Annotated in this window: 14 protein-coding genes; 12 read left to right on the top strand and 2 right to left on the bottom strand. The window is 43.6% G+C overall.

Annotation, left to right across the window (positions count from 1 at the left end):
* Positions 1 to 2 precede the first annotated feature (2 nt).
* From nikD to NST09_RS15945, 3 genes are all read left to right on the top strand, one after another.
* Positions 3 to 818, top strand: a complete 816-nt coding sequence (gene nikD / locus NST09_RS15955) for a nickel import ATP-binding protein NikD (RefSeq protein WP_342493109.1) — start codon at positions 3 to 5, stop codon at positions 816 to 818.
* Between the two features lie 13 nt (positions 819 to 831).
* A complete protein-coding gene (locus NST09_RS15950) occupies positions 832 to 1647 on the top strand; it encodes a dipeptide/oligopeptide/nickel ABC transporter ATP-binding protein (protein WP_254000806.1) in 816 nt (271 codons plus the stop codon).
* 64 nt (positions 1648 to 1711) lie between these two features.
* Positions 1712 to 3037, top strand: coding sequence for an MATE family efflux transporter (locus NST09_RS15945; RefSeq protein WP_342493108.1), 1326 nt, complete (start codon positions 1712 to 1714; stop codon positions 3035 to 3037).
* A 24-nt stretch (positions 3038 to 3061) separates the two neighbouring features.
* Here NST09_RS15945 and yvfG read toward each other — a convergent pair whose 3' ends face one another.
* A complete protein-coding gene (gene yvfG, locus NST09_RS15940) occupies positions 3062 to 3277 on the bottom strand; it encodes a protein YvfG (RefSeq protein WP_017359206.1) in 216 nt (71 codons plus the stop codon).
* Positions 3278 to 3347: 70 nt separating this feature from the next.
* On the opposite strand from yvfG, the gene rpoN reads away from it, so the two are divergent.
* On the top strand, positions 3348 to 4646 hold the full coding sequence (gene rpoN / locus NST09_RS15935; protein ID WP_342493107.1) for an RNA polymerase factor sigma-54: 1299 nt from the start codon (positions 3348 to 3350) through the stop codon (positions 4644 to 4646).
* A 173-nt stretch (positions 4647 to 4819) separates the two neighbouring features.
* Positions 4820 to 5557 (top strand): FadR/GntR family transcriptional regulator, encoded by a 738-nt coding sequence (locus NST09_RS15930; protein ID WP_148779725.1) that lies wholly within the window; start codon positions 4820 to 4822, stop codon positions 5555 to 5557.
* Positions 5558 to 5784: 227 nt separating this feature from the next.
* Here NST09_RS15930 and NST09_RS15925 read toward each other — a convergent pair whose 3' ends face one another.
* Positions 5785 to 7227, bottom strand: coding sequence for a sigma 54-interacting transcriptional regulator (locus NST09_RS15925; protein WP_342493106.1), 1443 nt, complete (start codon positions 7225 to 7227; stop codon positions 5785 to 5787).
* A 209-nt stretch (positions 7228 to 7436) separates the two neighbouring features.
* Between NST09_RS15925 and NST09_RS15920 the strand changes: the two genes are divergently transcribed.
* From NST09_RS15920 to gpmI, 7 genes are all read left to right on the top strand, one after another.
* Entirely contained in the window at positions 7437 to 8630 is a 1194-nt protein-coding gene (locus NST09_RS15920; RefSeq protein WP_342493105.1) for an ornithine--oxo-acid transaminase, read from the top strand.
* Between the two features lie 101 nt (positions 8631 to 8731).
* On the top strand, positions 8732 to 10153 hold the full coding sequence (locus tag NST09_RS15915; RefSeq protein ID WP_171465780.1) for an amino acid permease: 1422 nt from the start codon (positions 8732 to 8734) through the stop codon (positions 10151 to 10153).
* Positions 10154 to 10441: 288 nt separating this feature from the next.
* Complete coding sequence (locus tag NST09_RS15910) at positions 10442 to 11479, top strand: sugar-binding transcriptional regulator (RefSeq protein ID WP_008347711.1); 1038 nt, start codon at positions 10442 to 10444, stop codon at positions 11477 to 11479.
* Positions 11480 to 11510: 31 nt separating this feature from the next.
* Positions 11511 to 12518, top strand: coding sequence for a type I glyceraldehyde-3-phosphate dehydrogenase (gene gap, locus NST09_RS15905; RefSeq protein WP_007500174.1), 1008 nt, complete (start codon positions 11511 to 11513; stop codon positions 12516 to 12518).
* A gap of 213 nt (positions 12519 to 12731) precedes the next feature.
* Positions 12732 to 13916, top strand: coding sequence for a phosphoglycerate kinase (locus NST09_RS15900; RefSeq protein WP_017359212.1), 1185 nt, complete (start codon positions 12732 to 12734; stop codon positions 13914 to 13916).
* 30 nt (positions 13917 to 13946) lie between these two features.
* Positions 13947 to 14708, top strand: coding sequence for a triose-phosphate isomerase (gene tpiA, locus NST09_RS15895; RefSeq protein ID WP_017359213.1), 762 nt, complete (start codon positions 13947 to 13949; stop codon positions 14706 to 14708).
* Positions 14701 to 16236, top strand: a complete 1536-nt coding sequence (gene gpmI / locus NST09_RS15890) for a 2,3-bisphosphoglycerate-independent phosphoglycerate mutase (protein WP_017359214.1) — start codon at positions 14701 to 14703, stop codon at positions 16234 to 16236. Before tpiA ends, gpmI begins: the two co-directional genes overlap by 8 nt.
* Positions 16237 to 16243 lie beyond the last annotated feature (7 nt).

Raw genomic sequence — 16243 nt, 5'->3', positions numbered from 1 at the left:
GAATGAGTCAGTTGGAAGAGTCTATTTTAAATATAAAGAACCTGCATGTGCATACGAAAACGCCGCAAGGAACCATTTCTCTCGTTCAGGAAATAGCATTTGAGGTAAAGCACGGTCAAATTGTTGGATTAATTGGTGAGAGCGGATGCGGAAAAACGGTGACAAGTATGTCGATCTTAAACATGCTTGATCGAAAAACAACGGAAGTGACTGGCAGTATCACTCTACAAGGTCGAGAATTGATCGGTTTGAGTGAACAGCATATGCGGTCTATTCGTGGCAAAGATCTCTCATATATTATGCAAAATCCAATGAATAGCTTTACGCCTGTATGGACAATTGGACATCAATTGATTGAAACAATCCGCCGGCATACATCTGTCAGTAAAAGGAAGGCTCGGGTCCAGGCAATTGAAGCCTTAGAGAAAATGAACCTGCCGCATCCAGATCAATTACTGAGTAAGTACCCTTTTGAATTAAGCGGGGGGATGCTCCAGCGTGTCATGATTGCTATGGCTGCCTGTATGCATCCGCCTCTGATCATCGCAGATGAACCGACAACCGCATTAGATGTACACAATCAGAAGCTGGTGCTTGAGCACTTGAATAAAATTCGTCATGAATACGGAACGGCGATCTTGCTCATTACCCACGATCTTAGTGTGATTGCAGAAATGGCAGACGTGGTCGTGGTGATGAAACAAGGAAAAATCGTTGAAAAGGCTGAAGTTCTTGAGCTTTTTGAACACCCAAAGCATGATTATACAAAGAAACTTTTAGCAGCTCGTCCATCCATTCCAGCTGTTTGCCCGATTTGAGGTGAGAAGACCGTTGCATTTAATAGAAGTGAAAGCAGTGAGTCATTCCTATGGCAACCGATCGTTTCTGATGAGGACAAAAGGGAGAACCCCTGTCCTGAAAAACGTTCATTTGACCATTGAAGAAGGCACTTGTCTTGGGTTATTAGGTCAAAGTGGTGCAGGGAAAAGTACACTCGGCCGCATCATCCTTGGACTAGAGAAGCCGAGTAGCGGACAAGTTCTGTTTGAAGGTCAGGATATCATTCGTGCAGATCAGCGGACACATCAGCATTTCCGCCGACATGTACAAGCGGTATTTCAAGATTCATATTCAGCGGTGAATCCAAGGTGGACAGTGGAACAAATCTTATCTGAGCCGCTTGAAAACTATGAACCAATGACCCGAAAAAAACGTCAGCATATACTCATTCACTGGTTAGAAAGAGTAGGGCTCAGTGAGCAGGATTTGTCCAAGTACCCATACCAATTTAGCGGCGGCCAGCTACAGCGGATCAACATCGCCAGAGCACTGGTGCTTCAGCCAAAGCTCATTGTGCTGGATGAATCAGTCAGTAGCTTAGATATGGTTACGCAGGCTGTCATTTTAGATTTGTTAGTCGAATTAAAGAAAGAGCTGAAGCTTGCATACTTATTTATCACACATGATTTGACAGCGGCCTATCATTTAAGTGATCAATTAGCGATTCTTGATCAAGGTGAACTTGTGGCTCAGTTTCAATCGAAGGATGATTTCTTTATATCAGAGCACGAAGCTGTGCTGAAAATGAAGGAGGCAACGCTCGCCAGTCACCCTTTGTCCCGAACGATTGGCAGGCCGCTTCGTTAACTTTTTCATTCCCTCAATGCCTCTTTTAGGAGAGGCTATTTTTCATGAAAGGCAGGTGGCATCGATGAACCATCGAGCATATTTAGCTTTGGCGATCCCTTTAACCATTTCAACGATGACCACGCCATTACTCGGTGCTGTCGATACAGCAGTTGTTGGACAGCTTGCCAATCCCGCTTATATAGGGGGCGTCGCAGTCGGCAGTCTCATTTTTAGTACATTGTACTGGCTGTTTGGTTTTCTGCGGGTAAGTACATCTGCTTTTGCCGCCCAAGCAAACGGAGCGCAGAACGAGGAGCAGGGTGTTCTTGCTTTTCTAAGGCCTTTTTTGCTGGCTATTATCGTCGGGCTTTGTTTTATTGCTCTTCAATGGCCCATTATTCAATCCGCATTATGGATCATCTCTCCTGCTGCTGATGTGCGTGAATATGCAGCGGATTATTTTCATATTCGGATCTGGGGAGCGCCATTTACCTTGATGAATTACGTCATACTTGGCTGGCTGATGGGGATGGCAAAAATGAAAGAAGCTCTTTCTTTACAAATTTTGATCAATGTCATGAATATGATCTTGGCATTGATCTTAGTTCATGCGTTTTCTTTTGCCGTCAAAGGTGTGGCAGCGGCGACATTGATCTCTGAACTCACTGCTTTTGTGTTAGGGGCCTGGATCATCTTGAAGCATACGTCAAACGGTTTTCGGATGCCGTCTATCCAGCAGGTGATGGACACACGTGCAGTAAAGAAAATGTTTCATGTGAATAAAGACTTGTTTATCCGAACGATCTGTCTGCTTGTCGTGATCAACATGTTTACAGCAAAGGGAGCGTCTTTCGGAACGGAGCAATTGGCAGCGAATGCCATTTTATTTCAAATTCACTACATCATGGCCTATTTGTTCGATGGATTTGCCAATGCGTCCAGCATCCTTGTCGGTAAATCAGTAGGTGCGAACGACCGAGCGCTTTATGATAAAACTTTAACCCTTTCGAGACAATGGGCAGTTGTGATGGCATGTGTCATTGCGGCAGGTTACTTTTTCTTTAAAGTACCGATTTTGAGCCTGTTTACAAATTTGCCTCAGCTTCTTGATGTGACACTGCAATATGCCGATTGGCTCGTTCTTTATCCGTTTGCTGCTTGCTTTGGTTTGGTGATTTACGGTGTATTCACAGGTGCGACAGAAATTGCTCCTGTTAGGAATTCAATGCTGTTTGCGATGATTTTGTTTGTGGCTGTTCAGGCGGCAGTCATTCCGATATGGCACAATCACGGACTATGGTTTGCCTTTATCATTTATACTGTAGGTCGGTCCGGCTTTTTGATGATGTACAAATCGAAGCTGGATCAAAAGCTTTTCCTGCATGAAAAACACCCTTTGCAATCATGAGAAAGGGTGTTGTTTGTCGTCCATTTATTCGCTTTCTTTTTTCACCTTTTGGTACGCTTCATCGAGATGCTGAATTCGCTTCAAGACAACAGCATTTTTCGTCAATTGATCCTGCACAAGTGTAGAAACCACCGAACGATAATAAGCGTTCATGGCATGAATCTTGTCTTCATGTTGATTCATGGCAATGTGCTGTTTTAAGTTATCAATAAAGTATGGAACGGAAAAAAGTTCAGACATGGACATCACTCCTATTTCGTATATACGGTCCGTCAATCTTCATGTAAAATGATGAGAGGGAGGGGAGACAATGAGCCTTAAACTGCAACAAGAACTAGTATTAAAGCAGGTACTCACACAAGAACTCAGGCAGGCGATTACGCTGCTGCAATTGAATTGTGCAGAGCTGGGTGAGTATCTTGATCAGTTAGCGCTTGAGAACCCTCTGATTGAGCGGAAAGACACGGACAGCTATCAACCAGTTTATCATAAAAGAACGCAAGATCGAATGACAGAGCCGTATCGTACGCATCAAAAAGAAAGCCTGCAAATGTATTTAAAGAGACAGGCCATTGATTTGAATTTAAATGAAAAGAATCAAAGGATTTTTCAATTTATGATTGAGTCCATTGATTCCAATGGCTATTTAAATGAACCGATTGACCAAATGGCCACTGCTCTAGGGGCTTCGGCAGAAGAAGTAGAAGCCGTTCTTCATCAGCTTCAATCATTAGATCCTGCCGGTATAGGCGCTAGATCATTGCAAGAATGCATCCTGCTCCAGCTTAGACGAAAAAAGGATCGCTGGTATGAAGCAGAGCTGATCATCGAAGGGCATTTCTTTCTTTTCGCAAGGAAGGCTTGGAAGGAAATCGCAGCTAAAACAGGTATGCCGTTGAAAACCCTGCAAGCCATACAAGATGAGGTGTCGCTTCTCGAACCAAGACCAGGCCTTCTTTTCTCTTATGAAGAAGAGGATGTGTATATAGAACCAGATGTGTTGATTACAGCTGCGGGAGGTCACATCACATTCGAGCTGAACCAGCGTGCTTTTCCGGACATTGAAATGAATGAAGGGTATTTCGCCATGATTCAAGATCAAAAGCGGCATGAAGCATACACGTATTTAAAGGAAAAGCAGCAGCAGTACAATTGGCTTGTTCAAGCGCTTAAGCAAAGAAAACAAACGATGACAAATGTCGTTCGTGAGATTATCTTACAACAGACTGATTTTTTCCTGACCGGGAAGCATAAAATGAAACCGCTTACGATGAAGCGGGTTGCAGATATATTACAAGTGCATGAGTCGACAGTGAGTCGAACAGTCAAAGGGAAAATGGTGCAGACCCCTTACGGATTAATGGAAATGAAGCAGTTTTTCCAAGCGAAACTAGAAGGGCATTCGCTAGAAGAAGCATCCAGCTACACAGTGAAGACCCACATTGCGGAGCTGATTCAATCAGAAAATAAGAAAAAACCGTATTCGGATCAGCAAATCATGACGCAGCTTCAGCAAACCTTTGGTATCCGTGTCTCTCGCAGAACCATTGCCAAATATCGTGAACAAATGAACCTTCCGTCTTCCACGCTGCGGAAGCGATATGATTAAAAAGAAGCACATGCCAGAAACAATGGCATGTGCTTCTTTTTTGATGAGTGGAAGAGTGATAGAAGATTTCTTGAGAATTGAAAAAAGGGAAGACGTGTGATCTGAATTTTGGGGTAAAGTATAAGATAGGGCATGAGCCGATAGGGTAGACAACAGTGATGAGGTGAGACCAATTGAAATATAAACAAATCAAAACGAAAAAAATATATGAAGAAATTGCGGATGCATTAATCGAATCCATTCGAACGGGGGAGCTTCTTCCGGGCGAAAAATTAGACTCGGTTCAAGCACTTTCTGAAAACTTTCAAGTCAGCCGTTCCGCTGTGAGAGAGGCGCTGTCCGCTCTGAAAGCGATCGGATTAATAGAGATGAAGCAAGGAGAAGGCACATATGTGAAGCAGTTCGATCCTGAGCAGCTCACATTTTGTTTATCTCCTGCTTTTTTGATGAAGCAGCAGGATATCGCACAGCTTCTTGAAGTGAGATCAATCATTGAATCAGGTGCTGTCAAAAAGGCAGCATTGCTGCGGACAGACGATGACCTCCATCGACTGCAGGAGGCACTAGAACAAATGAAGCGTGCAGAAGCGCATAAAGAAATTGGTGAGGAGGCAGACCTCACATTTCATCTTGCCATCGCCAAAGCCTCAAAGAATCATTTACTAGCGGCGTTAATGAATCAGGTCTCAACCTTGTTAATGGAAACGATGCGAGAAACAAGAAAAGTCGTGTTATTCTCAAGAAAAGCGTCCATCCATCAGCTTTACAAGGACCATGAACGAATTTATCAAGCTATCATGGACAAACAGCCAGAAGAAGCAGAGCGGGCGATGCTCACACATTTGGAAAAAGTAGAACAACTTCTTGGTGATGTGCTGCAAGAACAGGAAGGAAAGCCAGATATACAATAAGCTGTGCCGAAAAGCGGCACAGCTCAGCGTGTAGACAAACCCTCGCATTCTTTGTCAGTCCTGCGCGCTGGTACTCACGAATGTCAAATTCGCTCCGTGCCAGTGCTCGTCCTTCCTAGACTGCAAAGGTTTTCTATCACGCTGAAAAGAAGACAAAGGGCTAAAATAAAGGTCATTTTAGCCCTTTGTCAACAATCTAAGCTGTGCCGCATAAGGGCACAGCTCTATTATTGAAGAGAAATATGCAATTTTTTCATTCGATATTGCAGACTTTGCCTGCTCATGCCCAATATCTTTGCAGTCTGTGAAATATTGTCGTCCATTTTATTTAAGTAATGGACGATGTATTGTTTTTCAAATCGTTCCATTTGGGTTTGGAAATCAGTTGTATGATCTGAGCTCGTGTAGACAAACGTATCAGCTGCAGCTGCTAGATTAAGCGGACTCATCTGCATGTGTTCACTAGGATGACCTTCTCCTTGCTTGAATCGGAAATGGTAAGGAAGGTGATGCAAGCTTAAGGATGTTTCGTCCATCATCATATTCATTCCAGCCTCAATCACATGCTCCAGTTCTCTTACATTACCTGGCCAATGATAAGTTTGGAACAGGGCAAGTACCTCTTCATCAGCCGCCTTCACATTCATTTGAAACAGTTCATTATATTTTTGAATAAAATGCATGACAAATGTGGGGATGTCTTCTTTTCGCTCAGAGAGTGGCGGGATAAACAAGGTGACAATGCCAAGCCGGTAAAATAAATCCTTTCGCATCCGTCCACCTGCGATCGCATCCACAGGGTCCTCATTCATATTCGCAATCACTCTCACATCAATGGCGATTTCCTTTGTACTGCCTAACCTTCTTACACGTTTCTCTTGCAAGACGCGCAATAGTTTTGCTTGAAGAGCCGGGTGTAATGAGTTGATCTCATCTAAAAGCAGTGTACCTCCTTGTGCTTGTTCGAATAGACCGGGCTGATCTGTTGCCCCTGTAAAAGCCCCTTTTTGTGTTCCAAATAGCAGACTTTCAATGAGGTTATCAGGCAGTGCTGCACAATTCTGCGTAATAAATGGTCCAGATGAACGGCTGCTGCCATTATGAATGCTTTGTGCAAATAGCTCTTTCCCCGTGCCTGTCTCACCAACAATCAGCACATAAGATGAGGTACGTGTGGCTCGTTTCGCATGTTCAATCACTTCTAAAAAGACAGGACTCTCTCCAATGATTGAATCAAATGTAAAGCGTGTGTTTCCTTTTTTCTTCATATTGTGATGAATGAGCCGTTCCAGTTTCGTGACATCATTCGAAATTTCAACCGCTCCTTGAATCAAACCGTCTCGTACGAGCGGGTATGTATGGTTAATCGTTGTGATTTCTTTTCCATTGTAGTTGTGATACGTCTGCTTTGCATGAACCGTCTGTTTCCCGGTTCGCAGCGCTTGGACAAGTGTACTGTGCATCTCATCCTGAAACACAAAGAGGTCTAAGACATTTTTATAAAGGACATCAGAACGTTTTAAAGATTCGATCTCCATCATTTTTTTGTTATAAACAATGGTATTGCCATTTTCATCAATGGCGTGAACCCCAACATCAATTAAATCGAGCATTTGTTTATATAGATCAATCTCATTTTCGAGCTTTGCGGTATGCTGATCTTTTTTCACTTGCGCCACCTCCAGACATTACCTCTATTTTACATGAAAAATTTTGCGGTTTCCTCTAAATAGTTTTGCATATGCAAAATTATTTTGCGTTAAAGATGAGCGCAATCCTAGGCACAGAGCGATCACTAAGTTGGCATGATCCTTGCATAACATAAGAGTGAAGATGAACCCAATCAAAAGAGGCAAGCTTATAGAAGGAGGAATACACGATGACACAGACAAAAGCATTGATTCATCAAACAGAACAATACGGTGCGGCGAACTATCATCCGTTGCCAATTGTGATTTCAGAGGCTGAGGGAGTGTGGGTGACTGATCCTGAGGGCAACCGCTACATGGATATGCTCAGTGCATATTCTGCAGTGAACCAAGGACATCGCCATCCCCGCATTATTGAAGCGCTTAAAACACAAGCTGACCGCGTGACACTCACATCAAGGGCCTTCCATAATGATCAGCTTGGCCCATGGTATGAGAAGATCTGCAAATTAACGAATAAAGAGATGGCATTGCCGATGAATACGGGTGCCGAGGCTGTGGAAACGGCGATAAAGGCAGCGAGACGATGGGGCTATGATGTCAAGGGAATCGAAGAGAATCGGGCAGAAATCATTGCATGTACCGGGAATTTTCATGGTCGTACAATGACGGCTGTGTCACTTTCTTCGGAAGCAGAATATCAAAGAGGTTTCGGTCCGATGCTTCCAGGCATAAAGCTCATCCCTTATGGAGATATTGAGGCGTTACGCGAAGCAATCACTCCGCAAACAGCGGCTTTTCTCTTTGAACCGATTCAAGGAGAAGCGGGCATTGTCATGCCGCCTGAGGGCTTTATAAAAGAGGCAAAAGCGATCTGTGAGAAGGAACATGTGTTATTGATCGCAGATGAAATTCAAGTGGGATTAGCGCGGACCGGTAAGATGTTTGCATGCGACTGGGAAGATATTGAGCCGGATATGCTGATTCTTGGTAAAGCACTTGGCGGTGGGGTATTCCCGATCTCATGTGTTGTAGCAAACCGTGATATTTTAGGTGTATTTAATCCAGGGTCTCACGGGTCTACCTTCGGCGGGAATCCTCTTGCGTGCGCAGTATCACTTGCTGCACTAGATGTGTTAATCGACGAGAAGCTTGCCGAGCGCTCATTGGAGCTAGGGCAATATTTCAAAGACAAACTGTCACGCATTCAAAGTCCTGTCATTAAGGAAGTCCGCGGGCGTGGACTATTTATTGGGATGGAACTGGCTGAGGCAGCTAGACCTTATTGTGAGAAACTCAAGCAAGCGGGGCTGTTATGCAAAGAAACCCATGAGACAGTAATTCGATTTGCACCGCCGCTTACCATTTCAAAAGAAGACTTGGATTGGGCAATTGCTCATATCCAAGCGTTATTTCAAGCATAAATGATCAAGGGAGAAGCCTTATAATTCTCCCTTTCTCTTTCAATGAACGGCGAATTTTGTCAAAGGTTGATGAATAGAAGAGTGAAAGTGGGGAAACGGATTTGAAGCCAGAACAGCATAATGAACTAGAGCGTTCCATGAAAAGCAGACATCTCTTTATGATTGCCTTAGGTGGGGTTATCGGAACAGGCCTTTTCCTTGGATCAGGACTCATTATTCATCAGGCAGGCCCAGGGGGAGCCATTCTTTCGTTTATCATTGGCGGGTTGCTCATGTATTTGGTGATGCTCTGTCTTGGTGAATTAGCAGTGGCGATGCCGACAGCCGGTTCTTTTCAAGAGTATGCCACGAAGTATATTGGTCCATCCACGGGCTTTATGATTGGCTGGCTCTATTGGTTTAGCTGGGCGTGTACGATTGGACTTGAGTTTACATCAGCAGGTATTCTACTCCAAAGATGGTTTCCTGATATCCCAGTTTGGCTTTGGTGTCTTGCCTTTAGCGTCATCTTATTTGCTATTAATGCCATCTCGGCACGCAGTTTCGCTGAAACAGAGTTTTGGTTTTCGGCCATCAAGGTGGCTGCGATCTTATTGTTTATTATCATTGGAATTGGCGCAATTTTCGGAATGATTCACTTGAAAGGTGGGGAACCTGCCCCTCTATTTCGTCATTTGACGGATCATGGCGGACTTTTTCCTAATGGTCTTTTTGCGATTTTATTAACCATGGTCACAGTCAATTTCTCCTTTCAAGGAACAGAGCTTGTAGGGATTGCAGCAGGGGAGAGTGAAAGTCCAGAAAAAACACTCCCACGCTCTATTCGGAATATTATTTGGCGGACGATGGTCTTTTTTGTTTTATCGATTGCGGTTCTTGCAGCACTTCTTCCATGGCAGACCGCCGGCGCAGTGGATAGTCCGTTTGTTGTGGTGTTGGACAAGGTCGGTATACCATACGCTGCAGATATCATGAATTTTATTATCATTACAGCCGTTTTATCTGTAGCGAACTCTGGATTATATGCATCATCACGTATGCTTTGGGCGCTTTCAAAAGACGGGAAAGGACCTGTTTTCACGAAAAAATTATCCAAGCGTAAAATCCCGATCAATGCCTTATTGGTGACAATGGGTGTATCCGCTCTATCACTGCTCACGAGTGTTGTAGCACCAAAAACGGTATATGTCTGGCTCATATCCATTTCGGGTATGGTGCTTGTCGTGGTTTGGATGTCGATTTGTTTATCCCAATACTTCTTTAGGAGACAATTCATAAAAGAGGGCGGAGATGTAAAGGATCTTGTCTTCCGAACGCCTTTTTATCCATTTGTGCCATTAGCAGGCTTTATCGCATTTGGCATTGTTCTTATCAGTTTATTCTTTATTGAGGATCAGCGGATTGGTCTTTATTGCGGAGTTCCATTTATGGCCGCCTGCTACATCATTTACTACCTCAAGATTAAACCGAAGGAAGATGCGAAACGATTTAATGAAGAGAAAGAAACGATACCGAAAACATAAGCAGGCGGCTTTTGACCGCCTGCACCTTTTCAAAGACAAATGCATTCAATATAGAAGAAAATAAATAGTTTGAAAAAAATAAAATGGCGGAAAGCTAGATGACAAGCAGGTTATCGGTCAAAATGTGTCTATTTTTTGTCTGAATGTGTTTGTAAGAGTTGAAAATGCAAGATTATCCTGTTAAAATAGATAAAGAAAGCAGGGATTGATTTTTTTTGGCTGTGGCGGGACGTTTTTTGTCACAGTGGGACGTTTTTAGTCCAACGTGAAAAGAAAGGGTCGTTAGCCATGAATCGTTTATTGGAAGCTCAAAAAAAATTATTACCAGATCTTCTCACAGTTATGCAAAAGCGCTACGACATTTTGCAGTACATCAGATTAGCTGAACCAATTGGTCGCAGAAGTCTTGCGACAAGTCTTGGTCTGAGTGAACGTATCTTAAGAGCTGAGGTTCAGTTCTTAAAGGAACAAAATCTGCTGGATGTCAAAACGAGCGGTATGATGCTGACGACTGAAGGTCATGCTTTGCTTGAAATGCTTGAAGGAATGATGAAGGACGTTTTAGGTTTAACCTTTTTGGAAAATACATTAAAGAGGAAATTAGGCCTGGAAGAAGTCATCATCGTTTCTGGTGACAGCGATGAATCCCCGTGGGTGAAGCAAGAAATGGGAAGAGCTGCTGTTCAATGTATGAAAAAAAGGTTTACTGGAAATAATATCGTCGCCGTCACTGGCGGAACGACGATGGAAGCTGTTGCCGAAATGATGACCCCTGATGCCAAAAACAGAGACATGATGTTTGTCCCTGCGAGAGGCGGTCTTGGGGAGAATGTAAAAAATCAGGCAAACACCATTTGTGCCCACATGGCTGAAAAAGCTTCCGGTACTTACAAACTGCTGTTTGTTCCAGGACAGCTGTCAGAAGGTGCATACTCTTCCATTATTGAAGAGCCGTCCGTCAAAGAAGTGCTTCAAACAATTAAATCATCCACGATGCTCATTCATGGAATCGGTGAAGCAAAAACAATGGCGATGAGACGAAACACACCCGCTGAAGATTTAAAAAAGATTGATGAGCATGACGCAGTGACAGAGGCTTTTGGCTATTACTTTAATCGTGATGGCGAGGTCGTCCACAAAGTGCACTCCGTCGGCATGCAGCTAGATGATTTAGAAAGCATTCCACACATCATTGCTGTTGCTGGTGGATCATCAAAGGCTGGGGCCATTGAAGCTTATTTCAAAAAACCCCGCCGAACGGTTCTCGTCACAGACGAAGGAGCCGCAAAAGAGTTATTAAGGGAGTCAATCGATCCCTCAATATAAAACATTGTGACCTATAAAAGGAGGAAACATCATGGCAGTAAAAGTCGGTATTAACGGATTTGGACGTATTGGACGTAACGTATTTCGTGCAGCATTAAACAATCCTGAAGTTGAGGTAGTAGCGGTTAACGATCTAACAGACGCTAACATGCTTGCACACCTTTTACAATATGACTCTGTTCACGGAAAACTAGATGCAGAGGTTTCTGTAGACGGTACGAACTTAGTAGTGAACGGTAAAACAATCGAAGTATCAGCTGAGCGTGACCCTGCGAAATTAAGCTGGGGTAAACAAGGCGTAGAAATCGTTGTTGAATCTACTGGATTCTTCACAAAACGTGCAGACGCTGCTAAACACTTAGAAGCTGGCGCTAAAAAAGTCATCATCTCTGCTCCTGCTAACGAAGAAGATATCACAATCGTTATGGGTGTAAACGAAGACAAATACGATGCAGCTAGCCACGATGTCATCTCTAATGCATCTTGTACAACAAACTGCTTAGCTCCATTTGCAAAAGTACTTAACGATAAATTTGGTATCAAACGCGGTATGATGACAACTGTTCACTCATACACAAATGACCAACAAATTCTTGATCTTCCGCATAAAGACTACCGTCGTGCTCGTGCAGCTGCGGAAAACATCATCCCAACTTCTACAGGTGCTGCGAAAGCTGTTTCACTTGTATTGCCTGAACTTAAAGGTAAATTAAACGGTGGCGCTATGCGTGTTCCAACACCTAACGTTTCTTTAGTTGATCTTGTTGCTGAATTAAATCAAGATGTGACAGCTGAAGACGTAAATGCAGCACTTAAAGAAGCGGCTGAAGGAGAACTTAAAGGAATCCTTGGCTACAGCGAAGAGCCATTAGTATCTGGTGACTACAATGGTAATGCAAACTCTTCAACAATCGATGCTCTTTCTACAATGGTAATGGAAGGCAGCATGGTGAAAGTCATTTCTTGGTACGATAACGAGAGTGGATATTCTCACCGCGTTGTTGACCTTGCAGCTTACATTGCAAAACAAGGTCTTTAATTTCTCACACTGAAGGAACTCACTTGGTTCTTTCCTAGAGACACGATATAATGAAGACGGACAAGGGAAGGGGAAGCATCCCTTTCCCTTTTTCTCTGTATTTATCCGTTCTGCACGATTTCTCGTTTTGATGAGGGCAAAATGGGAAAAGGATAAAGAGAGACTTGTCCAATGCGTAAGGAAACCAGAATAAAGGAGGATCTCCTGACGAGCATGAATAAGAAATCAGTAAAAGACATTGACGTAAAAGGTAAAGTTGTGTTCTGCCGCGTAGATTTTAACGTTCCAATGAAGGACGGAAAAGTGACGGATGATACTCGTATTCGCGCAGCATTACCAACGATTGAGTATTTAACAGGACAAGGCGCAAAGGTACTACTAGCTAGTCATTTGGGTCGTCCGAAAGGTCAAGTTACTGAAGAACTGCGTCTGACACCTGTAGCAAAACGTCTGCAAGAGCTTCTTGGACAAGAAGTGAAAAAAGCAGATGAAGCTTACGGCGACAACGTGAAAAAGCAAATCTCTGACTTAAAAGAAGGAGATGTGCTAGTGCTTGAGAACGTTCGTTTCTATCCTGGTGAAGAAAAGAACGATCCTGAATTATCAAAAGCGTTTGCTGATTTAGCCGATGTGTATGTCAATGATGCGTTCGGTGCTGCACACCGTGCACATGCATCCACAGCTGGTATTGCAGCGTATCTTCCGGCTGTTTCAGGCTTCCTCATGCAAAAAGAGCTTGAGGTTCTAGGAAAAGCCATTTCAAACCCTGATCGCCCATTTACAGCGATTATCGGTGGCGCAAAAGTAAAGGATAAAATCGGTGTAATTGAAAGTCTTCTTGATAAAGTGGACAACCTGATCATCGGCGGCGGACTTGCTTATACATTTGTCAAAGCACTTGGCCACGAAGTAGGAAAATCTCTATTAGAAGAAGACAAAGTAGATTTAGCGAAATCCTTTATGGACCGTGCAAAAGAAAAAGGCGTGAACTTCCTGATTCCAACAGATGTTCTGGTAGCCGACGACTTTTCAAATGATGCGAATACAAGCATTGTGCCAATCTCTGAAATTCCAAGTGATCTAGAAGCACTTGATATTGGAACAGAGACAAGAGAGAAGTATGCTGATGTCATTAAAAACAGCAAACTTGTTGTCTGGAACGGACCAATGGGTGTATTTGAAATCGATGCATTCGCTAAAGGAACAAAAGCAATCGCAGAAGCACTGGCAGAAGCAAAAGATACATATTCTGTCATTGGCGGTGGAGATTCAGCAGCAGCTGTTGAGAAATTTGGTCTTGCCGATCAGATGAGCCATATTTCTACAGGTGGCGGCGCTTCACTTGAATTTATGGAAGGCAAAGAACTTCCAGGTGTGACTGCATTAAACGATAAATAAGACCAAAACTGCTATAAGGAAGTGTCAATCATGAGAAAACCAATTATAGCTGGGAACTGGAAGATGAACAAAACACTTGGCGAAGCTGTAAGTTTCGTTGAAGAAGTCAAGTCATCTATTCCATCTCCTGACAAAGTGGAATCTATTGTCTGTGCACCAGCCCTTTTCCTTGAAAAGCTGAACAGCCTTTCTAACGGAACAGACCTTAAAATTGGTGCGCAAAACATGCACTTTGAAGAAAACGGTGCATTCACTGGTGAAATCAGCCCTGCTGCGCTTAAAGATCTTGGCATCGGCTACTCAGTGATCGGTCATTCAGAGCGCCGCGAATTCTTCGCTGAAACAGATGAAACAGTGAACAAAAAAGCACATGCTGCATTCAAGCATGGCATCGTTCCAATCATCTGTGTAGGTGAAACGCTTGAAGAGCGTGAAGCAGGCAAAACAAACGAACTTGTCGCTGATCAAGTGAAGAAAGCACTAGCTGGTTTAACGAAGCAGCAAGTCGCTGAATCTGTCATTGCCTATGAGCCAATCTGGGCGATCGGTACAGGTAAATCTTCTACAGCAAAAGATGCAAACGATGTTTGTGCGCACATTCGCCAAACGGTTGCAAGCGAATTTGGTCAAGAAGCGGCAGACAGCCTTCGCATTCAATATGGCGGAAGCGTGAAACCTGCGAATATTAAAGAATATATGGCAGAATCCGATATTGACGGTGCTTTGGTAGGCGGCGCAAGCTTAGAACCTCAGTCTTTCGTTCAATTATTGGAGGAAGGTCAATATGAGTAAGAAACCAGCTGCATTAATCATCTTAGATGGATTCGGTTTAAGAGGCGAAACAGTCGGTAACGCTGTTGCCCAAGCAAAGAAACCGAACTTCGACCGCTACTGGAACGAATTCCCGCATCAAACCTTAACGGCTTCAGGTGAGGCAGTGGGCCTCCCAGAAGGTCAAATGGGGAACTCTGAAGTTGGGCATTTGAACATCGGTGCAGGACGCATCGTGTACCAAAGCTTAACAAGAGTGAATGTGGCCATTCGTGATGGGGAATTTGAGAAAAACGAAACGTTCCTAGATGCAATGACTTATGCAAAAGAAAATGACAAGGCGCTTCATTTATTCGGTCTCTTGTCAGACGGCGGTGTGCACAGCCACATCCAGCATCTTTTTGCCTTGCTGAAACTAGCGAAAAAAGAAGGCTTAACAAAAGTATACATTCACGGCTTCTTAGACGGACGTGATGTTGGTCAGAAGACAGCGAAAGTGTACTTAAAACAGCTTGAAGAACAAATCAAAGAAATCGGTGTCGGAGAAGTCGCAACACTTTCTGGACGCTATTACTCAATGGACCGTGACAAGCGCTGGGATCGTGTGGAGAAAGCATATCGCGCGATGGCGTATGGTGAAGGCCCAAGTTATCAAAACATCTATGATGTCGTTGATGACTCCTATGAAAATGGAATCTACGATGAGTTTGTTATTCCATCTGTCATTACGAGAGAAAATGGTGAGCCGGTTGCAAAAGTAAACGACGGCGACTCTGTGATTTTCTATAACTTCCGTCCAGACCGTGCGATTCAAATTTCAAACACATTCACAAATGAAGATTTCCGCTCGTTTGACCGCGGGGAAGCACATCCGAAGGATTTACACTTCGTCTGCTTTACACACTTCAGTGAAACGGTAGATGGCTATGTGGCTTTCAAACCAGTGAATTTGGATAACACAGTAGGAGAAGTACTTTCTCAAAATGGATTGAAGCAGCTGCGGATTGCTGAAACAGAGAAATATCCTCACGTGACGTTCTTTATGAGTGGTGGACGTGAAGAAGAATTTCCTGGAGAAGACCGCATCTTAATCAATTCACCAGATGTCGCAACCTATGACCTCAAGCCAGAAATGAGCGCTTATGAGGTAAAGGATGCGCTTGTTGCAGACATCAATGCGGATAAGCATGATGCGATCATTCTGAACTTTGCTAACCCAGATATGGTGGGGCATTCAGGAATGCTTGAGCCAACAATCAAAGCCATTGAAGCAGTAGATGAGTGCTTAGGAGCTGTAGTCGACGCAATCCTTGCAAAAGGCGGACACGCCATCATCACGGCAGACCACGGTAACGCAGACGTGCTCATTACCGAAGAAGGAAAGCCGCATACTGCACATACAACGAATCCTGTGCCAGTCATCGTAACGAAAAAAGGTGCGACGCTTAGAGAAGGCGGCATTTTAGCTGATCTATCTCCAACGCTTTTAGACTTACTTGGACTTGAAAAACCAAAAGAGATGACAGGAACATCATTGATTCAAAAATAACAAATTG

This window comes from Bacillus sp. FSL W7-1346, from assembly GCF_038593335.1.
Lineage (GTDB): Bacteria > Bacillota > Bacilli > Bacillales > Bacillaceae > Bacillus > Bacillus altitudinis.
This window is presented reverse-complemented; position numbering and strand designations above follow the sequence as displayed.